Source organism: Psychrobacter sp. S1-30-MNA-CIBAN-0213 (assembly GCF_040309845.1).
Lineage (GTDB): Bacteria > Pseudomonadota > Gammaproteobacteria > Pseudomonadales > Moraxellaceae > Psychrobacter.
The window spans coordinates 54,430-79,462 of sequence record NZ_JBEOPE010000009.1 but is presented as its reverse complement, the minus strand read 5'-3'; the positions used below and the strand labels follow the sequence as shown (position 1 = coordinate 79,462).

At 42.4% G+C, this 25,033-nt stretch carries 21 protein-coding genes; 12 read left to right on the top strand and 9 right to left on the bottom strand.

Translation table 11 applies throughout. From position 1 onward, the window contains the following. Positions 1–93 precede the first annotated feature (93 nt). The 6 genes from AAEY87_RS09870 (at position 94) to AAEY87_RS09845 (ending at position 6,460) form a co-directional block, all read left to right on the top strand. Positions 94–2,040, top strand: coding sequence for an ATP-binding cassette domain-containing protein (locus AAEY87_RS09870; protein ID WP_068036497.1), 1,947 nt, complete (start codon positions 94–96; stop codon positions 2,038–2,040). A gap of 464 nt (positions 2,041–2,504) precedes the next feature. Further along, the gene (gene petA, locus AAEY87_RS09865) at positions 2,505–3,089 is read left to right on the top strand and encodes a ubiquinol-cytochrome c reductase iron-sulfur subunit (protein WP_068036502.1); all 585 of its coding nucleotides are present in this window, start codon (positions 2,505–2,507) and stop codon (positions 3,087–3,089) included. Positions 3,090–3,111: 22 nt separating this feature from the next. Then, positions 3,112–4,317, top strand: coding sequence for a cytochrome b (locus tag AAEY87_RS09860; protein WP_203226538.1), 1,206 nt, complete (start codon positions 3,112–3,114; stop codon positions 4,315–4,317). Further along, the gene (locus AAEY87_RS09855) at positions 4,317–5,030 is read left to right on the top strand and encodes a cytochrome c1 (protein ID WP_350657044.1); all 714 of its coding nucleotides are present in this window, start codon (positions 4,317–4,319) and stop codon (positions 5,028–5,030) included. The genes AAEY87_RS09860 and AAEY87_RS09855 overlap by 1 nt, the downstream gene beginning before the upstream one ends. Positions 5,031–5,248: 218 nt before the next feature. Beyond that, entirely contained in the window at positions 5,249–5,863 is a 615-nt protein-coding gene (locus AAEY87_RS09850; RefSeq protein ID WP_068036508.1) for a glutathione S-transferase N-terminal domain-containing protein, read from the top strand. Positions 5,864–6,022: 159 nt separating this feature from the next. After that, positions 6,023–6,460, top strand: a complete 438-nt coding sequence (locus AAEY87_RS09845; RefSeq protein ID WP_350657043.1) for a ClpXP protease specificity-enhancing factor — start codon at positions 6,023–6,025, stop codon at positions 6,458–6,460. A 105-nt stretch (positions 6,461–6,565) separates the two neighbouring features. Here AAEY87_RS09845 and dcd read toward each other — a convergent pair whose 3' ends face one another. The 9 genes from dcd to AAEY87_RS09800 all read right to left on the bottom strand — a co-directional run bounded on the left by dcd (position 6,566) and on the right by AAEY87_RS09800 (position 15,850). Next, positions 6,566–7,141: a dCTP deaminase gene (gene dcd, locus AAEY87_RS09840; protein ID WP_068036512.1), complete on the bottom strand. Its 576-nt coding sequence runs from the start codon at positions 7,139–7,141 to the stop codon at positions 6,566–6,568. Between the two features lie 119 nt (positions 7,142–7,260). Continuing rightward, positions 7,261–8,382, bottom strand: a complete 1,122-nt coding sequence (locus tag AAEY87_RS09835) for a DUF2804 domain-containing protein (protein ID WP_350657042.1) — start codon at positions 8,380–8,382, stop codon at positions 7,261–7,263. Between the two features lie 69 nt (positions 8,383–8,451). Next, positions 8,452–8,883, bottom strand: a complete 432-nt coding sequence (locus tag AAEY87_RS09830) for a hypothetical protein (RefSeq protein ID WP_350657041.1) — start codon at positions 8,881–8,883, stop codon at positions 8,452–8,454. A 72-nt stretch (positions 8,884–8,955) separates the two neighbouring features. Beyond that, positions 8,956–10,173, bottom strand: a complete 1,218-nt coding sequence (gene apbC / locus AAEY87_RS09825) for an iron-sulfur cluster carrier protein ApbC (protein WP_350657040.1) — start codon at positions 10,171–10,173, stop codon at positions 8,956–8,958. A gap of 386 nt (positions 10,174–10,559) precedes the next feature. Then, positions 10,560–11,909, bottom strand: a complete 1,350-nt coding sequence (gene mgtE / locus AAEY87_RS09820; protein ID WP_068036518.1) for a magnesium transporter — start codon at positions 11,907–11,909, stop codon at positions 10,560–10,562. A gap of 156 nt (positions 11,910–12,065) precedes the next feature. Then, positions 12,066–12,866 (bottom strand): 3-hydroxybutyrate dehydrogenase, encoded by an 801-nt coding sequence (locus AAEY87_RS09815; protein WP_068036519.1) that lies wholly within the window; start codon positions 12,864–12,866, stop codon positions 12,066–12,068. Between the two features lie 65 nt (positions 12,867–12,931). Next, entirely contained in the window at positions 12,932–13,561 is a 630-nt protein-coding gene (locus tag AAEY87_RS09810) for a CoA transferase subunit B (RefSeq protein WP_350657039.1), read from the bottom strand. Between the two features lie 77 nt (positions 13,562–13,638). After that, positions 13,639–14,352: a CoA transferase subunit A gene (locus tag AAEY87_RS09805; protein ID WP_068036521.1), complete on the bottom strand. Its 714-nt coding sequence runs from the start codon at positions 14,350–14,352 to the stop codon at positions 13,639–13,641. A 157-nt stretch (positions 14,353–14,509) separates the two neighbouring features. Then, positions 14,510–15,850 (bottom strand): short-chain fatty acid transporter, encoded by a 1,341-nt coding sequence (locus AAEY87_RS09800; RefSeq protein WP_350657037.1) that lies wholly within the window; start codon positions 15,848–15,850, stop codon positions 14,510–14,512. A 368-nt stretch (positions 15,851–16,218) separates the two neighbouring features. Here AAEY87_RS09800 and AAEY87_RS09795 point away from each other — a divergent pair, with 368 nt between their 5' ends. The 6 genes from AAEY87_RS09795 to AAEY87_RS09770 all read left to right on the top strand — a co-directional run bounded on the left by AAEY87_RS09795 (position 16,219) and on the right by AAEY87_RS09770 (position 24,998). After that, on the top strand, positions 16,219–17,634 hold the full coding sequence (locus AAEY87_RS09795; protein ID WP_068036523.1) for a GntP family permease: 1,416 nt from the start codon (positions 16,219–16,221) through the stop codon (positions 17,632–17,634). A 406-nt stretch (positions 17,635–18,040) separates the two neighbouring features. Continuing rightward, positions 18,041–20,146, top strand: a complete 2,106-nt coding sequence (gene metG, locus AAEY87_RS09790) for a methionine--tRNA ligase (protein WP_350657036.1) — start codon at positions 18,041–18,043, stop codon at positions 20,144–20,146. A 382-nt stretch (positions 20,147–20,528) separates the two neighbouring features. Further along, positions 20,529–21,575 carry an ABC transporter substrate-binding protein gene (locus AAEY87_RS09785; protein WP_350657035.1) on the top strand — a complete coding sequence of 349 codons (1,047 nt, stop codon included), beginning with the start codon at positions 20,529–20,531 and terminating at the stop codon, positions 21,573–21,575. 77 nt (positions 21,576–21,652) lie between these two features. Beyond that, the gene (locus tag AAEY87_RS09780; RefSeq protein ID WP_350657034.1) at positions 21,653–22,693 is read left to right on the top strand and encodes an ABC transporter substrate-binding protein; all 1,041 of its coding nucleotides are present in this window, start codon (positions 21,653–21,655) and stop codon (positions 22,691–22,693) included. Between the two features lie 546 nt (positions 22,694–23,239). Further along, positions 23,240–24,142, top strand: coding sequence for an ABC transporter permease (locus tag AAEY87_RS09775; RefSeq protein WP_068036528.1), 903 nt, complete (start codon positions 23,240–23,242; stop codon positions 24,140–24,142). 61 nt (positions 24,143–24,203) lie between these two features. Beyond that, entirely contained in the window at positions 24,204–24,998 is a 795-nt protein-coding gene (locus AAEY87_RS09770; RefSeq protein WP_068036530.1) for an ABC transporter ATP-binding protein, read from the top strand. The last annotated feature ends 35 nt before the right edge of the window (positions 24,999–25,033 follow it).

Below are 25,033 nucleotides of genomic sequence, written 5' to 3'. Positions count from 1 at the left end.
AGCATGTTATACTGCTGACAATTTAGCAACATCCTTTATATCACTATCGTTCAATCATCACTTTCACCACTATATATAAGCTTAAGATAATTTATGGCACTGATACATTTAAAAAATATCCATCTCGCCTTTGGCGTTGCTCCTGTTCTCGATGGCATTGACTTTAGCATCAACGAAGGCGAGCGCGTCTGTTTGATCGGCCGCAATGGCGAAGGTAAATCTACTTTATTTAAACTAATCAACGGCTCATTGCAGCCTGATAGTGGTGAGGTCATCATTAACGGTAGTGCAAGCGTAGCAATGCTTGAGCAGGACGTACCTGAGACTAGCGGTAGAATATTAGACATCGTCATGGGTGGAAGTCGTCGTACCGCTGACCTATTGATTAAATACAACCAGCAGACTAATCTATGTGCAGATGGTGATATGGATGCTTGTGAGCGTATGGCAACGTTGCAGCATGATATTGATGCCGTTCACGGTTGGGATCTAGAACGCGAAGCAACTCGTCTGATCACTACTATGGGACTTGACCCTGAAGATGACTTATCATCTCTATCCGGTGGTCGTAAGCGTCGTGTACTGCTTGCACGTGCATTAGTAACGAAGCCTGATATGCTATTACTTGATGAGCCAACCAACCATTTGGACGTTGATAGTATTGAATGGTTAGAGCGTTTCTTGCTCGATTGGCAAGGCCTGACCCTGCTGTTTGTCACCCATGATAGAGCATTCGTTGATAAGCTTTCTACTCGTATTGTGGAGCTTGATCGTGGTCAATTAACGAGCTATGACGTCACTCAAGGTGCAACAGGTTATGCACGTTACCAAGAGCTCAAAGAGCAACAGCTATTAGCAGAAGAAAAAAATAACGCAAACTTCGATAAAAAGCTAGCACAAGAAGAAGTTTGGATTCGCCAAGGCATTAAAGCGCGTCGTACCCGTAACGAAGGCCGCGTACGTGAACTAAAAGCGCTCCGTGAAGAACGTAGCGACCGCCGCGAGCAAGTCGGTAACGTTAATATTACGATGGGCGAAGGTGAAAAAAGCGGCAAGCTGGTCTGTAAGGTTAAAGATCTACATCTTGAGTACAACGGCAATGTATTGGTCGATAATTTCACCACTACTATTATGCGTGGCGACAAGATCGGTATCATAGGGCCGAATGGCGCAGGTAAAACCACACTTATCAAAGCCCTACTCGATATGTCTGATGACGAAGTGACCAAAAGTGGTAGCGTTGAGCTAGGCACGAATTTAAAAATCGCATTTTTCGATCAGCTTCGAGATCAGTTAGACCTTGAAGCTACTGTTGCTCAAAACGTGTCAGAAGGCTCAGATTTCATCGAGGTTGGTGGACGTAAGACGCATATCATGAGCTATTTACAAGATTTCTTATTTGCTCCAGAACGTGCACGTACCCCAGTTAAAGCCCTATCTGGTGGTGAGCGTAACCGTGTGTTACTCGCCAAACAGCTGCTAAAACCTGCTAATATCCTGGTACTTGATGAGCCAACCAACGACTTGGACATGGCCACCCTTGAGCTGTTAGAAGAGTCCGTCAGTAGTTTTAACGGTACCATTCTTTTGATTAGCCATGACCGCTCATTTATGGATAACGTAGTCACTTCTACTTGGGTGTTTGACCAAGATGAAGATGGCAAAGGTATCGTTAAAGAATATGTCGGTGGCTACCAAGAATATCTGATACAGAAGAATCGCGCACAAGCAGCCAATGCAGTTAAGTCTACTAACAAAGGTGCTGAAAATAGTAAGTCTCCTAATAAGTCGACAGCAGTAGCCAAGCCCAATAAAGCGGCAAAAAAGCTGAACTATAATGATCAGCGCGAACTTGATAATCTACCAAAAGAGATTGCCGCTCTTGAACAAGAGCAAATTCAGCTACAAGAAAAATTGGCTGATGGTTCATGGTTCATTCAAGACTTCGAGGCGGCAACTGTTGCAAGCGAGCGACTGTTAGTCATTGAAGATGAAATGATGAATAAGCTTGAACGTTGGGAAGCCCTTGAAAATGATTGAAGTGCTTTTGGTTAGCCAATCAAAATGATAAAGACAATCAATATAGTATTGTTAGGCAAAAAACAGACAAATAGTTGTCAGTTATCTTGAATATGTCTTAATGAGACAAATAGTAGTAAATGTATGGAAAGTTAGTGAACATTACCGTAATTTCAAGTATCATTCTCGGTCTTTGAATATCCTTATTGATTCTAGGGTAATTGTTAAAATCATATTTTAATATAATGAAATGTTAGTTTTAGACTGGCTGTAACTTTTTAGTAAGGTTACAGCTAGAAAAGATGTGCTGTCAGAGTAGTTTTATTTTTGACACAATAATTTATTTTATGACCAAAATAGCTTAGAATAGCAACAATTAGCAAAATTAGGCACAGCTAACGTGGCTTATATATTGGTATTGTAAATTTCTAAGTCACAAACCCAGTGTGGGATAATCCCATTTCATTCACCTGGAGGAAGTATTAATGAGCCATGCCGAAGGCGTTAATGTACAACGCCGTAGAGTTCTTATTGCCTCGACTGCCGCGATTGGTGCAGCTGGGGTAGCTGCTGTGGCGACACCTTTTGTTCGTTCTTGGTATCCAAGTGCTAAAGCAGAAGCTGCAGGCGCTGCAGTTACCCAAGATATCGGTTCTATCGAAGAAGGACAAATGATTGTCGTAAAATATCGCGGCAAACCTATCTTTGTAGTCAAACGCACTGAAGACATGTTAGGTACGCTTGAATCAGTAAAGCCATTATTATCTGACCCTGATTCTAGTGCATCACTACAACCTGAATACTGTACGAATCCTACTCGTTCTTTAGAACCAAGTGTATTGGTTGTAGAAGGCGTGTGTACGCATTTAGGCTGTGCACCAAATTACCGTCCTGATGTTGGTGCTGCTGACTTAGGTGGTAATGACTGGTACGGTGGATTTTTCTGTCCTTGTCACGGGTCTAAGTATGACCTAGCGGGTCGCGTCTATAGTGGCGTTCCGGCACCGCTTAACTTACCCATCCCAGAATATAGTATGGATGGTACCATCTTGACGGTTGGGGAGGCTTAATATGAGTATGGGTAAAAAGTTAATGCATTGGGTAGACGCGCGCTTTCCGGCGACTGAAACCTATGAATACCACATGTCCAAATATTATGCACCGAAGAACTTTAACTTTTGGTACTTCTTCGGCGTTTTATCAATGGTGGTATTGGTCAACCAATTGGTCACTGGGATTTGGCTTACGATGATGTACAACCCAAGTGCCGAAGGAGCATTTGCGTCTGTTGAATACATCATGCGTGACGTCAAAGGCGGCTGGCTTATTCGCTATATGCACTCGACTGGGGCATCAGCATTCTTTGTAGTAGTCTATTTGCATATGTTTAGAGCCTTGCTCTATGGTTCATATCAGAAACCACGTGAGCTTATTTGGCTTATCGGTATGGGCATCTACTTAGCCTTGATGGCAGAAGGCTTCTTCGGTTATCTACTACCGTGGGGCAACATGTCATTTTGGGGTGCACAGGTTATTTTGAATCTTCCTGCTGCGCTACCAGTTATTGGTGACGGTCTTGCTGAATGGGTACGCGGTGATTATATTATCTCAGGTATTACTCTAAACCGTTTCTTTGCCTTACATGTAGTTGCTATTCCACTAGTATTGGTCGGTTTAGTATTTATGCATTTAGTGGCTTTGCATCATGTGGGTTCAAACAATCCAGATGGTATCGACATCAAAAAGCTCAAAGATAAAAACGGCATACCATTAGATGGTATTGAGTTCCATCCTTACTACACCGTACACGATATGGTTGGTATTGTAGTGTTCTTTATTTGCTTCTTTGCAGTGGTATTCTTCTTCCCAGAAGGCGGCGGTTTCTTCCTTGAGCCACCAAACTTTGAAGCAGCTAACTCACTAAAAACGCCTGCACATATTGCGCCAGTATGGTACTACACTCCTTTCTATGCCATCTTACGTGCGGTTCCTGATAAGCTTGGTGGTGTTATAGCGATGGGTGCTGCGATTGCAGTGTTGTTCCTAATACCATGGCTTGATAGATCTCCTGTACGTTCGATACGTTACAAAGGTATTTTATCTAAAATTGCTCTAACCATCTTTGCAATTAGCTTTTTGGTACTTGGCTATTTAGGTGCGACGCCAACGACGCCAACAGCGACATTAATGGCTCGTATATTTACTATATTGTATTTCTTGTTTTTCTTATTGATGCCGATTTACACTGCCATTGAGAAGTGTAAACAGCCACCAGAACGCGTTACCGGAGGTCACTAATGAACACGCTAACAAAATCCTTAACTGGTTTGGGCTTAGGTGCGGCATTAACCCTGACTGCTGGTACTGCACTGGCCGCAGGTAGTGGATGCGGTACGTTCACTAATGCCGAAGGTGTCGAAGAACATTTAGCTTGTAGCACAGCCCCAATTGATTTTACCAATAAGGGTTCGTTACAGAACGGTGCTAAGATGTTCATGAACTACTGCGCAGGTTGTCACTCAGCGAAGTACGTTCGTCATTCACGTATAGCGAAAGACTTAGAGATACCACCTGAGCTGGTCGAAAAGTATTTGATGGTGACCACTGATCAAATTGGTGATCATATTGATGCTGAAATTGATCCTGAGATTCAAGCATCATGGTTTGGGGCAGCACCACCAGACTTATCGCTTGAGACCAGATTACGCGGTGACGACTGGGTTTATACTTACTTGTTATCATTCTATGAGGACCCAAGTCGTCCTTGGGGTGCTAACAACTTAGTGTTGGCGAATGCAGCTATGCCTCATGTACTGCATAATCTACAAGAAGATTTAAGTAAAGAAGAGTTTGAAAGCGAAGTTGGTGATTTAGTTAACTTCATGGCATGGATGGGCGAACCTGTTCGTCATGATCGTCAGGTCATCGGCATGTTCGTTATTCTATTTTTGCTCGTCTTATTGATTCCTGTTTATCTACTAAACAAAGAGTTTTGGAAAGACGTAAAATAATCAAACAATTGAATGTGATATGTAAATTCTATATTTATTTATAAAAAGAGGCATTACTTCGGTAGTGCCTCTTTTTTTGTTTTGCATTAAGGAATATTCTAATACTTTTGTATTAAGCACTATTAGTACCGATACTCGATATAGTTTACGCTTACTACCTTGATAAACGAGGCAACTTTGTTTACGATGGCAGCCTTAACTATTAACATTAGGCTTTCATGATTGATGCGAATGACATTCCAAGTAGTCAGCTAATTTTATATGCTGATGATGGCTACGACAGTCATGTGGTACGCCTATTACTTGAAGAAAAGAAGCTCGCTTACTATTTATCACGCTTACATTCTGAGCGCCCTGAAGACCTGACCGAGCTAAACCCTTATCATACTTTGCCTGTCTTACAACAACGTGAAATCTCGCTATATGAGATTAACGTTATCTTTGAGTATCTTGAGGAACGTTATCACGCAAACAAACTGCTGCCTGATACCCCGCAAGAGCGGGCACAATTTCGACAGTTAGCATGGCGTATCCAGCGTGATTGGCTGGTACTTGGTAAACGACTGCTCATGCATCCAGATAGCTTTAATAAAGCCCAAGCTGCCGTGGCAAAAAAACAGTTGGCTGATTCATTGATTACCCTATCCCCACTGTTCGCTCATAAGTCTTATTTTATGGCAGATGAATTTGGCTGGTGCGATGTGCTGTTAGCGCCCTTGTTATGGCGTCTTGAAGAGATGGGTATCGAACTACCTCGAGCTATCAGTCGTCCATTGTTTGACTATCAAACACGACTCTTTGAGCGTGAGAGCTTTAAAAAAAGCGTTCGCTAATTAGACGACTGCAGACAGCTTGATTAAAATGGAAATTAGTCCAATACAAGCTAATAAAATAAAAGATAAGCAAATTTCATTGATGTTTTATCCGTTAATGAAAAGCTGAACAAGGTATTTTTTAATCATTAAAGACCATTAAATATAGGAAATCATCAGATGAGCGAAACCACGTCTATTACCCCAACCCGCCCCTATATGGTGCGTGCATTATACGAATGGATAGAAGACAATGCCCTGACACCGTATCTAATGGTAGATGCCACTGCTGAGAATGTACAAATACCAACCGAACACGTCCAAGATGGTCGTATCGTGCTAAATATCGCTAGCCGTGCTACAGGCAACATGAGTATGGAAAATGAATACATCCATTTCAGTGCACGCTTCGGTGGGGTATCGCAAGAGATTTGGGTACCGCTTATTGCTGTGATGGGTATTTATGCAAAAGAAAACTCACAGGGTATGTTCTTTGATCCTAGTGAATATGAAAACTATAAGCCTGAGGACGAATCAGAAGTTGCTGCTAAGAAGAGTCCTACTGTCACTCCTAAGCCAAAACGTGATAACAAAGCAGGTTTAAAAGTCTTAAAATAATAAAGCTTAAGTTAATAAACACTGAGACATAAAAAAGCTGAGCGTATTAGATACGCCCAGCTTTTTTGTTGCCGGTTCAAAGGGCTTGCATCCCTAAAGACCGTATTAGGTTCTTGGTAATGTAACACCTCTTTGACCTTGATATTTACCGCCACGGTCTTTATAACTGGTCTCGCAGACATCATCAGCATCACTTTGGAAGAATAGCATCTGTGCCACGCCTTCACCTGCATAAATACGTGCTGGCAAATTAGTGGTATTACTAAACTCTAAAGTCACGTGCCCTTCCCACTCAGGCTCAAGTGGCGTCACGTTGACGATAATACCGCAGCGTGCATAAGTTGATTTACCAAGGCAAATCGTCAATACATCACGTGGAATGCGGAAATACTCCATCGTACGTGCCAATGCAAATGAGTTGGGTGGAATGATGCACTCATCACCTACAATATCGATAAAGCTTTTTTCATCGAAGTTTTTAGGATCAACCACTACTGAATGCACGTTGGTAAATACTTTAAACTCAGGCGCACAGCGTACGTCATAACCATAGCTTGAGGTGCCGTAACTAACCAAGCGTTCGCCTGCATCATTAAAGCGTACTTGACCCGGTTCATATGGCTCAATCATGCCATACTCTTCAGCCATTTTACGAATCCAGCGGTCAGACTTGATAGACATTGTTCTTCCTTAGCAAATATTTAATAGCGACGATTATACGGAATTGGCGGCTTAATTTATAGAGCAGTGGCGACTTTAAAATCCATAACGATATTAACGGACTTATTACCTATCATGATTCACCATTTGGCAAAATGATCTTCTGCCAGCCCTATCATCTTATCAATTCTAATCACCTCGTTTCCTAAGCGTATTTCACCACTATATAGTCCAATCCATTGCTCAAAGATACTGGCAAGCACACCAAAGTTATCCGTCTTCTTATAGACAGTAATAAGCGTAAAGGTTAAATCAATGTCGACATTGCTCCAACCTAAGTTTTGATGATAGACACTCCAAATATTCTGCGCTGATGCGTCCAAATCTTTACGTATAAACATCACGGGCGGCAAGTAAGATATCTGTCCATCAAGCCAGCACGCATTTTCACTGGCTCCTGTCTCATTAACGCCCATCGATAAGTTCAATGCAAAATGACGACCATCTGGTAAATAGCTATTAATACACGTCCAAAACCAATTGGTCTTGTGACGCATATAACCAAGTGTCCAATCTAGATTGGCAATGGTGGTATTAGTAAAGTCTATTTGCTTGGCTTTAGAATCAGGAATATTAGAAGCATTAACGTTAAACTTTGACTTGCCTTTAATGAGTAAATGCCCAGATATGGCTGTCAAAGGTTCTTTTTGAGTGAACGTCCAGCCTCGCCTGCCCGTTGGTGTACAGACAGCGAGTGGCTGCGACTGCCTTGCTAAGGTTGCATGGAGTGCAAGGTTTTGACTGTCTAGCGCAACGATAACTTGCGCGGGCGTAAAATCTAAAGTAACTGTCAGCTTTGCATGAACAAACGCAATCTGCCCTTGATAGCAATCACCTGTTAAATGTGTTTGGCGAGTCAAAGGTTGTAGCGCTTCATCAACCTCTAACTCATCAGTCTCATCGTTATAAAGATAGACGAAGGCACTAGTCGCAAGCTTAATGGTCGCCAGTGCTAAACAGACTCGATAAGGAGGCTGAATAATTTGGATAAAGCAAAATTGGTTGGCTTTGAGCGCTTTGCGCCAATTGGGTAAGGACTTTTGTGAGATAAGATAACTATAATAGTCAAGATAGTTGATACTCTTGACGTGAGCAAAGACGCCAAAGGTAGGCTGACCATTTTGAATAAGCTCGTCAAGAGCAACTGGTCGCAAGCTGGTGGATAAGTGTTGCTGATCTTGTTCGTTGCGATTTTGATACATCGTCAAGGCATCCTAGCCAAATTTTTCTAAAGGTACTGGTTTTTTAAAGAGACTATTTGCTTAGAGTGACTATTTATTAAAAGAGACTATCTTTCCTTGATAGCTGACTGTGGTGTGTAAAACTCTTCTTTTTGCCTGTGCAGAAGCCACAAAAAATGCTTCCGTTATTACCTTAACTTCAATGCTGGTCCACCCATCAACTAACGTTTCTGTCACATTCGTTGATGCCATTACACTCATCCATAAAAAGTGTCTAGGAAACTTAATTAACAGGTCAGCGAGAGCCTTTGAAAACTTATTAAAATCAGCAATCACCATCCGGCGGTTGCTAAAGTCAGCTTTAACCTGATGACGTTTGCTACTACCATCTTTATAGTAGCAAACGCCAATCAATTGATTGTTTGAGAGTTCAATCACATATATCGGAGGGCGCAATAATTTTAGGAACTTATACTGTTTGGGAATATTATCTAAATGACTTTGATAGATAGATAAGCTCACAATACTTCCTTTTTAAAATACAAGCACTTTACAGGTTAACCGTTCAGGCTATTTCAATACCATTAAGAACCATCAAAAAATACGCTTATCATCGATAGGCTTAGCGAATTTATTAATATTGGCTTCGATATTCTTAGCAATACTCAGATAATACGGCGCAAATTCATCATCAGCGAGTACGCTTGGTTCGCCTTTATCCACTTGGGCACGAATACCACTGGCAAGTGGCAACTGCCCTAACAGCGGTACCTGATATTGCTCAGCGATAAACTCGCCACCACCAGTACCAAAGATAGCTTCGGTATGGTTACAGTTGCTACAAGTATGCAATGCCATGTTTTCAACTACACCAAGTACCGGAATATTAGTTTTGTTAAACATCTCAACGCCCTTTTGCGCATCAAGTAGTGCAATATGCTGAGGCGTCGTGACAATCACTGCGCCAGTGACTGGAATACGCTGTGCTAGCGTTAGTTGAATATCACCCGTACCTGGCGGCATATCAATCACTAAATAATCTAGCTGCGGCCAATTGGTTTGGTTATACAGCTGCATCAGCGCGCCAGTGGCTTTTGGCCCACGCCAAGCGACAGGTGTATTATCACCATCGAGCAAGCTACCAATCGATAACATCGCCATGCCATGCGCATCGACAGGAACGAACTGCTCATTTTCTAGTTGCGGCCTTACATCGGCGACGCCTAGCATCGTTGGCATACTAGGGCCATAAATATCAGCATCGAGTACGCCAACACGGTTGCCTAGCTTTTGTAATGCTAAGGCAATATTAACGGTCGTAGTTGATTTACCCACACCGCCTTTACCTGACGCGACTACGATAATATGACGAATACGCGGATGCGGCGCTAGTGACGCTTGTGTTGGTGCAGCTTTAGTAATCGGTGGTTCGCTGTCTGTATTGGATTGTGCGGTAGGCTTGGCTTGCTTAGCCATGGCATCCGTCGTCTTTGGCATTTGCTTCGGTAAGCTTGAGCCTGCGCCCTTAGCTGCCGCTGATAGACGTACATTCATATGAATGGTTTTGATACCGTGCGGATGCAGCAGTCGCCCAAGCTCTTGCTGAATAATTTCAGGATCAGTATCTGCTGGTAAACGTAAGTCTAAGGTTAATTGGTCGCCATCACGTTCCAGCCCCGTTACCATAGTGGCAATACTAATAGTACCTACTTCATAGCCAAGCAATACTTTATCCACAGCACTATCACGCTCTGCCTGCTGTTGCGGAGTTTCAGGTTTTTCTGACGTTATTTTTTTTATAAAGTTGAACATAGCTACCTTTACTTCTATATGAATAGGTTTGATGACATGACTTTTAAGAATTTAATAGTAAATACTCTTAAGATAATCAGTGTATCTGAATTGAGAATATTAAAAAAACTATAATATTAATAGTTGTTATTAATAAAAAGACTGCAATGAAATTCTTCTATATTTTAGCTGCTGGCTACCATCTTACTGGCGCTTACGATTATTTACTAATAAGCTATTATATATAGTCAGTTCAAAATAAAAAAAGGTATAAAACTTTTTGGCGTGCGACTAGGGAGTGTTTAACATTCGACCATGGCACTGACAGAGGCTACACGACTTAGTTTTTAAAATAAAATATCCCAGCAGCGTTGTGTATTTCTGAATTAAATTGACTATCATTAAAGTTATATAGATAAAAACTGAGAAGCAATAAACAGGTAAATCAGCACGCCTGAGGCATCACATACTGAGGTTATTAAAGGTGCGCTCGCAGTGGCAGGGTCAAGACCTATTTTATTTAATACAAAAGGTAAGCTCATTCCAATCACACAGCCAATCATAACCACGGACATCATACTAAGCGCGAGCACCAAAGATACTACCGCATCGCCGCGCACATAACCAATGATAGAGATAGCAACTGCCATAGTAGCGCCTAGCATTAGCGCGACTACAGCTTCTCGTCCCAATAGCGAGAGCCAATCTCGCATGACCACATCGCCCGTCGCTAACGCACGCACCATCAAGGTGGCAGACTGAGAACCAGCGTTACCGCCACTATCGACTAGGAGTGGTAAGAAAAACACCAGCACTAAGTTGGCCGCAATTACCTCTTCAAAATTGGCAATACTAAAGCCCGAAAGCAAGTTGCCAAATACTAAAAACACCAGCCAAAACACGCGCTTACGATACAGTACTCTAACGCTGACATCTTTGAGCCTACCAACCATAGTCGTGACACCGCCTGACTTATGAAAGTCATCAGTTGCCTCATCACTAGCGACATCCATCGCATCATCATGGGTGACAATGCCTACCAAGGCACCACTGTCATCAGTAATTGGCAGTGCAATCAAGTCATAACGAGCCACTACTTTGGCGACGTCCTCTTGATCGTCGTTCACATTACAAGACACCACAGTGCTCATCATAATGTCATTAATTAACTGTTCAGGAGACGCTAAAATTAGTACTCGTAACGACACAACTCCTAACAACTTACGTTCATCATCAATCACATAAGCATGGTAGATGGTCTCAGCATCGGGGGCTTCCAGTCGTAGCGCATCCAATGCCTCAGTTACTGTCATCCGAGCAGCTAAAGTAGCATAATCAGACGTCATTAAGGCGCCAGCAGTGCGCTCCTCATAGGCAGATAGTCTGCGAATATCTTCACGCTTTGCTTGCGCTAGTGCTGGTAGTAAAGCGTCGCGCTGATCTTGATTTAGATGCTTATATAAATCGGTGCGTTCATCAGCGGGCATCTCCCCTACTAATATCGCCATGCTATCTCGAGGAAACTCATGTGCCATAGCGACCTGAACATCAGGTTCTAGATAAGAAAAAATGGTAGAACGATTAGATAAGCGCTCTAATAGCTGCCAAGCAAGTTCGGACTCCATGAGTGCGAGCACATCAGCGATATCAATAGGTCGCAAATCTTGTACTTGATTAATCGCTTGTTCGAATTGCTGTTGTTCGATGGCACGGCCTAATTTCGCTGCAAAAGTTTCGGCAAAATCTTTATTATTCATTATTTTTACTCCGTGCGTCCCAAAACGGTGCAGCAAAAGCTCATAAAAAAGAGCCAATATTATTGGCTCAAATTAATAGAAACTAGATGCTAATGGATTGGTCTTTTATTAGCAAGCTAATGAATACTAAACTAATAAAATATCAATCAAACCTGTTTAATTCATAAACCAACCATGACTGGCAACGATAGACTGCCCTGTAAACACATTGCTTGGGAACGCTGCTAAAAATAGCGCTAATTGAGCAATATCATCAACGGTGGTAAATTCTTTATCGACTGTATTGACCAGCATAATGTCATTAACCACCGACTCTTCACTGATGCCTTTTTCTGCCGCTTGTTGCGGGATTTGTTTTTCGACTAACGGCGTTTTAACAAATCCTGGGCAAATCACATGTGAGCGTACATTGTGCTCAGCGCCTTCTTTGGCTAACACACGGCACAATCCAAGCAAGCCGTGTTTAGCAGTCACATAAGGTGCTTTGTAAAGTGAGGCTTCATGCGAGTGTACTGAACCCATATAAATGACCGTACCACCTTTATCGTCTTTATACATATGCTGTACGGCAGCTTTGGTAGTCAGAAATGCACCATCTAAATGAATGGCGAGCATCTTTTTCCAATCATCAAATGCCATTTTATTAATCGGATCAATAATCTGAATACCGGCATTGGAGACGAGAATGTCAATACCGCCAAAAGTATCAACTAGCTGTTGCACGCCATCATTTACGGCATCCTCTGATGTCACATCCATAGCAATCGCCAGTGCGCGTCCACCAGCAGCCTCAATAGCATCGACCGTTTGCTGCGCCGCTTCAAGATTAATATCTGCAATACCAACCGCTGCCCCTGCTTTGGCATAAGTCTCAGCGATATCACGTCCGATACCACTTGCAGAGCCTGTGACTAAAGCTACCTTACCTGTCAAATCTTGTTGTAATTGAGTCGCCATATTTTATATTCCTTTATCAAATAGCTTGTTTTAATGCCTGTGCAAGATATATGTATGCAACATGCTTATTGAGCAATGCTCACTGGCGTCTTTTCTTGTAGTTCTTCAAAGCTAACGCCATCTGCAAGCTCAACCAACTTCAAACCATTGTTAGTGACATCTAATACGGCAAGCTCAGTGATGATACGATCCACTACGCCTTTGCCGGTTAATGGCAGCTCACAATTGGCAAGAATTTTTGGATCGCCGTGTTTATTAACTTGTTCCATTAATACAATCACGCGTTGCACGCCTGCAACTAGATCCATGGCACCGCCCATGCCTTTGACCATCTTTTTAGGAATCATCCAGTTGGCAAGGTCGCCCTGCTCCGAGACTTCCATCGCGCCCAATATTGCCAAATTGACATGACCGCCACGAATCATGGCAAATGACTCTGAGCTAGCAAAATAACTGGCACCCGGCTCTGCTGTCACCGTTTGTTTACCTGCATTAATCAAGTCAGCATCTACGTTTTCAGCGGTTGGAAACTCACCAATACCTAACAGACCGTTTTCTGACTGTAGCCAAACATCCATGCCTTCAGGAATATAGTTAGCCACTAGAGTTGGTAGACCAATTCCTAAGTTCACATAATAACCGTCTTGTAATTCTTTCGCAGCGCGCTGCGCCATCTGCTCTCTTGTCCATGCCATGGTAATTTCCTTATTTTTTACAATGTTCTATTATCATTAATCTAAAAAGTTAAAAAATATTTTGACAGACTCTTTATTTAAGCGTTTTCAACTGCTTTAGTTGTCGTTTTTTCGATACGTTTTTCAGGGTTGCTGTTTAATACAATACGCTGCACAAAGATACCAGGCAGATGCACTTCATCAGGATCGAACGTGCCAGTCTCTACGATTTCCTCTACTTCGACAATGGTAATTTTGCCAGCCATTGCACAGTCTGGATTGAAGTTACGGGCGGTTTTGTTGAACATTAAGTTACCCGATTTATCTGCTTTTTGCGCTTTGATTAATGACACATCAGCACGCAATGTATGTTCAAGCACATATGTGCGACCATCAAAATCACGCGTCTCTTTACCTTCCGCGACGAGTGTGCCGACGCCAGTTGCAGTATAGAACGCAGGAATACCAGCGCCACCCGAACGTAGCTTTTCAGCCAATGTACCTTGCGGGGTCAATTCAACTTCTAACTCGCCAGCTAGGTATTGACGCTCAAACTCTTTATTTTCACCGACATAAGATGAGATCATTTTTTTGATTTGACGAGTTTGTAATAGTAATCCTAAGCCAAAGTCATCAACACCCGCGTTATTACTGATACAGGTTAAATCTTTAACGCCGCTATCACGCAATGCTTCGATTAAAGCTTCAGGAATACCACACAGACCAAAACCGCCGATTGCGAGGGTTTGACCATCACTTACAATACCTTTTAACGCTTCTTCTGCACTACTATATACTTTTGATTGACTCATGGTTGTCTCCTATAATTATCGTTTATGATTTTTTAATTAACCCATAGATTAATAATGGTTTAACTTTATTATGTATCCGTTCTATTGTTGCCTTTGAATCGTTTCATTAAGTTTGTTGTTTTTATTACCTTCTGTATTCATTTACACGCCATACCAGTTATACCACTAACCAAAACACACCCATAATAATTGCCCCTGATACTGCAAGCACTATCAGACAGTAGCCCATGATAGCTCGAGCATCTAAGCCGGCAATACCTAATAACGGTAATGCCCAAAATGGCTGAATCATATTCGTCCACGCATCGCCCCACGCAATCGCCATTGCCGTGACTGCTGGTTTGACACCAAGCTCGACACCAGCAGGTATCATGACAGGCCCTTGTACAGCAAACTGACCGCCGCCCGATGGTACAAAGACGTTGACCAAACCTGCGCTTAGAAATGCAAAAATAGGAAAGCTGTCTGCTGAAGCGGAATTGACGAAGAATTCGGTAACTTGCGTACTAATAGAGATGCCGTCAGCGTTTGCTCCGGTCATGATACCCATGATGCCACCGTAAAACGGAAACAGTAATACAATGCCGGTGATGCCGCCTATACCTGAGTTTACTGCGCGATAGTAACGCTCTAGGGTGCCATGCGATAACAATCCTATAAACAAGAATAGCCCAATAACTATATTTAATCCTAGATTAAAACCATTGCTGCCAAACTCACTAATATAGTACATCAAAGCTAACGCCAGCAGAATGACAGCGATAATACGGCTGTCATCTAATCTTTGCGCTGGGGTATCTCGGCGAGGCGACACATAAGCTTCTTTTTTAATGAGCTTAGGGTCAATAACGGTAGGATTTTTTGGGTGCATAAAGCGATTTAACAGAGGCAAGATTACGACTAATAAGCCGACAATGAGCAAGTTGTATCCGGCAAACACGGTTTGTGATAAAGGCACTGCTTCGGTTATTGCATTGCCCGATAGCGTGAGCAAGGTGTCACCGCCTGAGCTTAACGTTAACGGTATCGACCCTGAAAAGCCTCCATGCCAGATAACAAACCCTGAATATGCGGCCGCTACCAATAAGGGGTAATCGACATTAGCTACTTTTTTTGCGAGTGACTTGGCAAAGATAGCGCCAATAATTAGACCAAAACCCCAGTTTATCCATGAACCAACCAGACCCACCAAGGTTGATACTATGATAGCGGTCGAAGGGGAATGAATACGACTGGCAATATTATCCAGTAGACGCTGAATGAATGGCGCACTAGCAAACGCATAGCCTGTCACTAGTATGAGCGCCATTTGCATGGCAAAGCTATGTAGTGACCACAGCCCATTGCCCCAATGTCCTGCCATTGCTATTACGTTTTGGCCCGTAATAGCGAGTCCAACGACAAAAGCAATGAGCGTTAAAACAATAGAGAATACAAAGGGGGATGGTAAATACCGATTTACCAGTTGTACGCTCGCATTGGTAATAGCACTAAACATATCCACATTCCTTGTCGATTTAATGTTTATGGTTCAAACTTATTGTTAGTAGATTACTGCTTGTTAAATATGGTAGTTTATCCATAGCACTCAATACAAGTACAACCATAATAATACAATTTATATCGATATATCATATATGCGATACTTATGCTAACTTAACATATTATTCTCATAGCGACTAGAGAATAACTTTAAGATTATAGAGGTTGCGATTGGTAGTGTGAATAAAAATATTATAGGTCATAATCATATCAGTACAGATGCATACTAAATATAATCTATTACTAAGTATTTGATATCTTGTGTTGACCTCTACTAGCAAGCACTGCATAATCGCTGACTGAATTTTGCCAAGGAGGGCGATCATGTTTAGCACACTTGCTATTGTTATTACTTTATTTCTATTAATGTTCTTTGCTTATCGCGGTTATTCAGTGCTGATTTTGGCACCGATTATGGCGATATTAGCTGTATTCCTATCAGGGGATTTTTTAAGTAGTATTCCTGCCTATACCGATGTCTTTATGGGTGCTTTGAGTGGATTCTTACTCAAATTCTTCCCTATTTTCTTGTTAGGTGCATTGTTTGGTCGTTTGATGGCAGACTCTGGAGCGGCGACAGCAATTGCCAATACCGTGGTCGAAAAGCTTGGTGCCAGCAAAGCCATTCTAGCAGTCATCTTAGTCTGTGCTATCTTAACCTATGGTGGTGTATCGTTATTTGTCGTAGCGTTTGCTATCTATCCAATCGCCAAAGACTTATTCAAAGCCGCTGATATTCCTAAGCGCTTGATTCCAGCAGCGATTGCCTTAGGCTCATTTACCTTTACGATGACCGCATTGCCGGGCACGCCAGCCATTCAGAATGCCATTCCAATTCCTTATTATAATACCAACGTATTTGCCGCGCCTATCCTAGGTATTATCGGCGGTACTATCATGTTTATTTGTGGTTGGTTATGGCTACAGTCACGGGCTAGAAAAGCCAATGCGGCAGGTGAAGGCTACGGTCAGCATGACGAAGAGGATGTAGGCGGCGTTGGTGCAGCAAAAAAAGAAGCCGAAGTGCTAAATACTCATCACACCTCCTTTACGGTTGCTATGATTCCGCTGGTATTAGTCATCGCTTTAAACGCTTTATTAACTTATGCTATTTTCCCTTCGATAGACTTTAGCAGCTTACAAGCTCAGTTTCCGGATTTAAATATCGCCGGCTCACTCGGTCTATGGTCGATTATTATCTCGTTAGTCGTTGCCTGTATTGTTTTGATTTTGCTGCGTATCGGTCATTGGAACAATCTACAAAAAACCATCAACCGTGGTACTTATGATTCGATGTTGCCGATTTTTAACACCGCATCGGAAGTTGGCTACGGTGCGGTTATCGCTTCACTTGCAGGCTTCCTTATCATTCGTGACAGTATCTTAAACCTAAATCCTGATAACCCACTAATCTCAGAAGCCGTTGCTATGACCACGCTTGCTGGTATTACGGGCTCATCATCAGGTGGTTTGAGTATCGCTCTATCGACGTTGGGCGAAGATTACCTGAGAATGGCGGTCGCAGCTGGTATTGATCCAGAGCTTATGCACCGCGTGGCGGTTATGGCAGCGGGCGGGCTTGATACTCTTCCACACAGTGGCGCGGTCATCACGTTGTTTGCGATTTGTGGCTTGACCCATAAGCAGTCATACCTGAATCTTGCGATGGTCACGATGATTATTCCACTCATCGCTGTGGTCGCTGTTATCATCTTAGGGACGATGTTTGGCTCATTTTAGAAACCGTTTAAGCTTTAAGCGGTTTCTTGAGCTTTGAATATGAATGAGTTTTAATGTGTAAATTCAAAACCCACTTGGCAAATTGCTTGGTGGGTTTTTTAATAATAACTTTATAACGAGCAAAGCTAGGGCGTATTATTTATATCTAATAAATGAGCGACCATTTATGTACCATACGGAGCTAACTACCATATTGGTTACCGTATTGGTTATCACATTAATTACTGTATTAATTAGTATGGTAATGTCACAAATTTGACCGATTTACGGTATCATAGGCGCACTTTTTGAATTTTCATTTTTAGAAGTTTTAGTATTGATAGTTTGATATTAATAGTATCGCGTCTGCTCGCCATAAACTGCTTGCGACGTTTGATAACCAACCCGTTTATATAAAGTATAGGTGATGAAAGTGCGTGAGATTCTAGTAACCAGTGCGCTGCCCTACGCCAATGGCTATATCCATTTGGGGCATCTTGTAGAATATATTCAGACTGATATTTGGGCGCGTGCGATGAAGGCACAAGGCCATCAGGTCACTTATGTCTGCGCGGATGATGCACATGGTACGGCGATCATGCTCAAAGCAGAAGCTAATGGCATCACGCCAGAAGAGCAAATTGCCTCAGTTAAAGCCTCGCATGAAGCGGACTTTGCTAAATTTTTGATTAACTTTGACAATTATCACTCCACGCATTCAGAAGAAAATAAGCATTTTTCCGAGCTGATTTATCGTCGTCTTGATAGCGCTGGACATATCAGTACCAAAGACGTTGAGCAATTATTTGATCCTGAAAAGCAATTGTTTTTAGCGGATCGTTTTGTCAAAGGCACTTGCCCTGAATGCGGTGCGCTTGATCAATATGGCGATAACTGTGAAGTGTGCGGCACAACGTATGATGCAACAGATCTTAAAGATCCTTACTCGACGTTGTCTGACGCCACACCTGTCCTAAAAACCTCTAAGCATTATTTCTTTGATTTACCTGAGTTTGAGCAATTCTTAAAGGATTGGACGCGTAGTGATAATCGCTTGCAAACATCGGTTGCTAATAAACTGCAAGAATGGTTTGACGCTGGCCTGACCAGCTGGGATATCTCACGCGATGCGCCATATTTTGGTTTCCAAATTCCAGATACCCCAAGCGACGAGCCAGACAAATATTTTTATGTATGGCTAGATGCGCCAGTCGGTTACATGGCAAGCTTTAAAAACTTATGTGATAAGCGTGCAGGTACAGATAAAGCGCTTGATTTTGACCGTTATTGGATGCAAGAAAACGAGCATAAGACCGAGGTTTATCATTTCATTGGTAAAGACATCGTTTATTTCCATGCGTTATTTTGGCCAGCCATGCTTGCCGGCAGTGAATTCCGTACGCCGACTGGTGTCTTTGCCCATGGCTTCTTGATGGTTAATGGTGAAAAAATGAGTAAGTCACGTGGCACCTTTATTAAAGCCGAAACTTACGCTGATCATTTACACCCTGAATACTTGCGTTATTATTTTGCTAGCAAACTGTCTGACAAAGTCGAGGACATTAACCTTGATTTAGAAGACTTTATGCAAAAGGTCAACTCTGACTTGGTTGGTAAGGTCGTTAATATTGCCAGTCGTAGCGCTGGTTTCTTAGTGAAGAAATATGACGGTATGCTGTCGGACGTTTGCGTAGAGTCAATGCTTCTAGAAGATATTACCAAAACTGGTGATGAAATTGCTGCTGCTTATGAGAATCGCGAATTCTCGCGCGCTATGCGTTTAATCATGCAATGTGCAGATAAGGCCAACGAGTATATTGACGAGAAAAAACCATGGTCGCTTGCCAAGCAAGAAGGCACTGAGCAAGAAGTTCAAGACGTTTGCTCGGTTGCGATTAATATCTTCCGTCAATTGATGGTTTATCTAGCGCCAGTATTACCTGAGCTGACTGCCAATGCCAAAGAATTTTTAAACATTGATGACTTGAGTTTCGCTAGCCGTAACCAATGGTTGCTTGGTCATAAAATCAATAAATTTAAACCTTTAATGCAGCGTATCGAAGAAAAAGACGTTGCAGCGATGGTTGAAGCGTCAAAAGAGTCATTAGCTCAAACTGCTACTCCAGTTGCTAGCGAAGATAATAAACCAGACGCTAAAAACATCCAACCAGAAACAGATACTGATATAAGTACTGAGCAAGCTGACTATATTGGTATCGAAGACTTTGCCAAAGTTGAGATGAAAGTCGCACACGTCTTAGAGTGTAACCATGTCGAAGGCGCAGATAAGCTTCTGCAATTCACCTTAGACGTTGGCGAAGACAAGCCGCGCAATGTGTTTAGCGGTATCCGTAAATTTTATGAGCCTGAGCAATTACTTAATAAAAAGGTGATTTGCGTCACTAATCTTGCACCACGTAAGATGAAATTTGGTATCTCGGAAGGCATGGTGTTATCGACTGGCGATCCAAAGACAGGTCTAACAGTTGTTACCCTGCCTGATGATTGCGTGGTTGGTGATACTTTAGCTTAACTGCTCCATTCAGCATTGACATAAAAAAAGATGTCCTTAGTGGCGTCTTTTTTTATGTCGTTTTTTATAGTATATAGGTTAATAAAACCATCAATACATGACTCAATCACAGCTATGACGAATACGCCTTAATTTTTTATTGCGATAACTTACATTACTGTCATAATATGAACATAATGATCGACGGAACGATTACCTTATTGTTAGCCTGCTATTTTGGCATCAACATAGCATTGACTCGGCTAACCTGCATTTTCCAGTATCATCTTTAAAAACCAAATATAACGAAGACGAATGCAAGTACTACCATGAGTAGACATAGCGATTCTGATAATGTTAACTTGGTTTTTACGATTGATATAACTTATGAGTTAACCTAATAATGACTATTGCTTCTACTTTACGCTTAAGCCTATATGGCGCTGCTATTAGCGCCACCCTTGGATTAATTGGCTGCTCAAATTCTACCGATACTGCTGCAACGACTGATGAAAGTGCAGCCGCTGATACTGACAAACCCGCTAAAACGTTGGCCATTACTCAAATCGTTGAACACCCATCGTTAGATGAGATGCGCCGCGGTATCATTGATGAGCTGGCTGATAATGGTTATGTTGAAGGCCAAAATCTAACTATCAACTTCCAAAGTGCCCAAGGTAATACAGCGACAGCAGGACAGATTGCCAAGCAGTTTGCAGGAGACAATCCAGACGCCATCGTAGCAATCTCAACGCCATCTGCTCAGTCAATTGTGGCGTCAACTAAAACGGTTCCGGTTATTTATACTGCTATCTCAGACCCTGTCGCAGCGAAGCTTATTAATGAAAATAATTTACCTATTCAATCTAACGTGACAGGCTTATCCAGTGAATTACCTATTGAGCCGCAGTTAGATAATATTTTAAAGATTGTACCCAATGCAAAAACCATTGGTTACGTCTATAGCCCAGGTGAGATTAACTCTGTAGTGGTGCTCAATCAGCTTAAAAAACTTGCACCAGCGCGTGGACTTAAAATATTAGATGTGACAGCCAATCGCCCAACTGACGTTGCAATGGCGACTCGTAGTCTTGCTGGTCGCGTCGATGTCATTTATACCTCGTTAGATAATAACGTTGTGTCAGGATTTGAAGCAATGGCAGGTGCCGCTAACGAGCTTGATATTCCAGTCATTGCCTCGGACGAGTTTAGTGTAAGACGCGGTGCCACTGCTGCGCTAGGTGTCAACGATTATGACTTTGGCCGTACCACTGGAAAAATGGTTTATCGCGTGTTAAATGGCGAGGCTGTCAATACCATTAAGCCTGAAGTCATGAATAAATTAACCTTGTATGCAAGTCCGAAGCACGCCGCTGAGCAAGGTGTCAGCTTGCCAGCAGATTTACTAAAAAATGCCATCAACGTTGATACTGATGTCGATACCAAATAAAAAGTAGTAAGCTATCAATTAGCACGTTAATTATTTATATAGTGTATGGACACACTATTATTTTAGGAGTAAGACCCATGTTGTATCAAAATCGTTTTGGTCATTTCAATTTTAGTAAAGCGCTATTATTAGGCGGCGTTTGTACTGCTATCTTGACTGGTTGTAATCAGTCAGCACAAGATACTAGCACTACTGACGTGGCTGCTACTGGCGATGCCGCAGTAGCTATGAAGACGGTCGCTATCACTGCTATTGTAGAACATCCAGCGCTAGATGATGTCCGTAAAGGTGTCATCGATGAGCTAAATGATGCCGGCTTTAAAGACGGTGAAAACTTAACGGTCAACTTCCAAAGTGCACAGGGCAATACTGCCACGGCGGGACAGATTGCCAAGCAATTCGTTGCAGACAATGCAGACGTTATCATCGCGATCGGCACTCCATCAGCGCAGTCAGTAGCTGCTGCGACTAGCAGTATCCCACTAGTATTTTCAGCAGTCACTGACCCAGTCGCAGCCAAACTAGTCACAAAACTAGATGGCTCTGGCACCAATGTCACTGGTGGCTCTGATGCACTACCTTATGAGCCACAAATTGAATTGATGCGTCAAATCATTCCTAGCTTAAAAAATGTCGGTTATGTTTATAGCCCAGGCGAAGTCAACTCAACGATTATCTTGAAAAACTTAAAAGAAAAACTGACACCACTAGGTATCAACGTACTCGAAGCGCCTGCCCAGCGTAGTACTGATATTGCGATGGCCGCCCGTAGCCTCGAAGGTAAGGTTGATATGATCTATACCTCAACCGATAACAACGTCGTATCGGCCTACGAATCACTATATCAAGTCGCTAAAGAGAGCAAAATCCCACTGATTGCCTCAGATACCAGTTCAGTTGAGCGCGGTGCCATTGCTGCCTTAGGCGTAAACTATTACGATCTTGGCCGCGAAACTGGTAAAATCGTTGTACGTATTTTGAATGGCGAAAAAGCAGGCACCATTCCTGTCTATACGCCGCAAATGTTGGATCTATACGTTAGTCCAAACCATGCCAAAGAACAAGGCATTACTTTGCCACAAGCGGTTATCGATAAAGCAAAAGAAGTGGTAGAATAACGCACTTTTTTTATAGTTGGCTCATCATAGCAATCATAATATAGATACCGAGTTTGATAGATTGCGTGTCAGCCGCCAGCTACCTTTATGCGATGAAGCTAAATGTTTAACATAAGAAACCCAGCTATGAATTAGTAGGCTGGGCTTCTTATTTAAGAGGCTATTGTTTAAAAAGCTATTGTTGCAGTAAAGGTTGTTTAAATGCTTTTATTTAGCTCAGTACTTATAAAGCACTTATAAGTACTGAGGTATTTGCTTAGAACTTTAGTATTTACATAGCACTTAACTTAACATAGCATCTAAATTTTGCGATATCTTGAACCAAAGCTTTGAACCAAGGTAGCTTATGATAGCTTTTCATCGTGACATGTTTTGGTTTACCCTAACCGCAGATTGCTTAATCTGTTAAATTCACCGCTTAGCCGTTTAGCTAAAATTGACTTATAAGTTTATAGATAAGAGCGCGCTGGTATAAGCCACTTACTCTATGAATTAATAAATAGAATGTTATTTACTAAACGCTTGGTTATGACTTACTGATATCTTATGTCTCTAATTGCTTTTTTTGGCGCGCTTGAAAGCGGTCTAATTTACGGCCTAGTAGCACTTGGTGTGCTCATCTCATTTCGTACGCTCGATTTTCCTGATTTGACGGCTGATGGTAGTTTTCCATTAGGTGGCGCCGTCGCTGGCATCTCTATCGTCGCTGGTGTCAACCCATGGTTGGCATGCGCTTTTGGTATGCTAGCAGGTTCAGTCGCCGGTATCGTTACTGCATGGTTGCATGTCAAACTTGGCATCCTGCAACTGCTTGCCAGCATCTTAGTCATGGTCGCGCTATATTCTGTCAACCTACGCATCATGGGCGCGCCCAACTTGCCGTTGTTAGGTGAAACCACAGTATTTAGCACTTTGGTCAATGACGAAAATGGCTATTGGATGCGTTGCCTTATCATTGGTGTGGTCATATTGCTTGCCAAGCTATTCTTAGATTGGTTTTATAGCACTGAAACTGGCTTATCCATGCGTGCAACTGGTTCAAACCTCCGTATGGCCCAAGCGCAAGGCATTAACACCTCTTGGATGACCATCATCGGTATGGCCGTCTCTAACGGCCTAATTGCTCTAGCAGGCGCGCTGTTCGTACAGACCCAAGGTGGTGCAGATATCTCTATCGGTATCGGTACGATTGTCATTGGTCTAGCAGCAGTCATCATTGGGGAGACCATCATCCCTGCCAAGCGTATTTGGCTGATTACCTTTGCTGTAATCGTTGGTGCGGTACTATATAAGCTATTTATTCAGGTCGCGCTATCGAGCGATACGCTGCGTAGTATTGGCTTTGGCCCGCAAGATTTGAACTTGATTACTGCCCTACTTGTGGTATTAGCACTGGTATTGCCAAAAGCAAAAACTAAGTTTTTATCTCGTAAAGTTCGCGTTCAATGACAGTCAAAGCAGGCGGTAAAAAACTGTAATAAGCTTGAAGAGACAATAAGGAATAACGATTATGATGCAAGCCACAGATTTACGGTTGACCTTTAACCCGGGCACGCCTATCGAAAACCCTGCCCTCCGTGGTATTAATTTAAACATCGCTGATGGCGAATTTGTGACTGTTATTGGTACTAATGGCGCGGGTAAATCAACTTTTCTAAACGCAGTAAGTGGTACTACGCGTGTTGATAGTGGCTCAATCTTATTAAACGGTATTGATGTCACCAAAAAAACAGCGCATCAACGTGCTCATTGGGTCGCCCGCGTATTCCAAGATCCAATGGCTGGCACCTGTGAAGCGCTAACCATTGAAGAAAATATGGCATTGGCCTATAAGCGCGGTGGTAAACGCGGTCTGAGCTTTGCACTAAATCAGAATAACCGTGATTTGTTTCGAGAAAAGTTATCAGTACTAAAGTTAGGCTTAGAAAATCGTTTGACCGACCGTATGGGGTTATTATCTGGCGGGCAACGTCAAGCAGTGAGCCTACTGATGGCATCATTACAACCCTCTAAGATTTTATTGCTTGATGAGCATACTGCTGCTCTTGACCCTAAAACTGCCGCTTTTGTTTTAGAGCTAACGGATAAAATTGTGACTGATAATGAACTTACTACCATGATGGTCACGCACTCAATGCAACAAGCATTAGCGCATGGCACGCGTACAGTGATGCTGCATCAAGGACAAGTGGTATTAGATGTCGCTGGTGACATACGTAAAGATATGACTGTGCATGACTTACTTGATATGTTTGAGCAAACGCGCGGTGAGAAAGTTGAAGATGACAGCTTGATTTTGAGTTAAATAACCCAACGGCTGCTATTTTCGCAAGAGATGTA

Excerpts from the sequence above, each read along its gene's own strand:
- AAEY87_RS09805 (WP_068036521.1), bottom strand. The coding sequence starts at position 14,352 with ATGAGTCAATCAAAAGTATATAGTAGTGCAGAAGAAGCGTTAAAAGGT.
- AAEY87_RS09810 (WP_350657039.1), bottom strand. The coding sequence starts at position 13,561 with ATGGCATGGACAAGAGAGCAGATGGCGCAGCGCGCTGCGAAAGAATTA.
- mgtE (WP_068036518.1), bottom strand. The coding sequence starts at position 11,909 with ATGAATAATAAAGATTTTGCCGAAACTTTTGCAGCGAAATTAGGCCGT.
- dcd (WP_068036512.1), bottom strand. The coding sequence starts at position 7,141 with ATGTCTATCAAGTCTGACCGCTGGATTCGTAAAATGGCTGAAGAGTAT.
- AAEY87_RS09860 (WP_203226538.1), top strand. The coding sequence starts at position 3,112 with ATGCATTGGGTAGACGCGCGCTTTCCGGCGACTGAAACCTATGAATAC.
- AAEY87_RS09775 (WP_068036528.1), top strand. The coding sequence starts at position 23,240 with ATGTCTCTAATTGCTTTTTTTGGCGCGCTTGAAAGCGGTCTAATTTAC.
- apbC (WP_350657040.1), bottom strand. The coding sequence starts at position 10,173 with ATGTTCAACTTTATAAAAAAAATAACGTCAGAAAAACCTGAAACTCCG.
- metG (WP_350657036.1), top strand. The coding sequence starts at position 18,041 with ATGAAAGTGCGTGAGATTCTAGTAACCAGTGCGCTGCCCTACGCCAAT.
- AAEY87_RS09770 (WP_068036530.1), top strand. The coding sequence starts at position 24,204 with ATGATGCAAGCCACAGATTTACGGTTGACCTTTAACCCGGGCACGCCT.
- AAEY87_RS09785 (WP_350657035.1), top strand. The coding sequence starts at position 20,529 with ATGACTATTGCTTCTACTTTACGCTTAAGCCTATATGGCGCTGCTATT.
- AAEY87_RS09870 (WP_068036497.1), top strand. The coding sequence starts at position 94 with ATGGCACTGATACATTTAAAAAATATCCATCTCGCCTTTGGCGTTGCT.
- AAEY87_RS09855 (WP_350657044.1), top strand. The coding sequence starts at position 4,317 with ATGAACACGCTAACAAAATCCTTAACTGGTTTGGGCTTAGGTGCGGCA.
- AAEY87_RS09780 (WP_350657034.1), top strand. The coding sequence starts at position 21,653 with ATGTTGTATCAAAATCGTTTTGGTCATTTCAATTTTAGTAAAGCGCTA.
- AAEY87_RS09815 (WP_068036519.1), bottom strand. The coding sequence starts at position 12,866 with ATGGCGACTCAATTACAACAAGATTTGACAGGTAAGGTAGCTTTAGTC.
- AAEY87_RS09850 (WP_068036508.1), top strand. The coding sequence starts at position 5,249 with ATGATTGATGCGAATGACATTCCAAGTAGTCAGCTAATTTTATATGCT.
- AAEY87_RS09845 (WP_350657043.1), top strand. The coding sequence starts at position 6,023 with ATGAGCGAAACCACGTCTATTACCCCAACCCGCCCCTATATGGTGCGT.
- AAEY87_RS09835 (WP_350657042.1), bottom strand. The coding sequence starts at position 8,382 with ATGTATCAAAATCGCAACGAACAAGATCAGCAACACTTATCCACCAGC.
- petA (WP_068036502.1), top strand. The coding sequence starts at position 2,505 with ATGAGCCATGCCGAAGGCGTTAATGTACAACGCCGTAGAGTTCTTATT.
- AAEY87_RS09800 (WP_350657037.1), bottom strand. The coding sequence starts at position 15,850 with ATGTTTAGTGCTATTACCAATGCGAGCGTACAACTGGTAAATCGGTAT.
- AAEY87_RS09795 (WP_068036523.1), top strand. The coding sequence starts at position 16,219 with ATGTTTAGCACACTTGCTATTGTTATTACTTTATTTCTATTAATGTTC.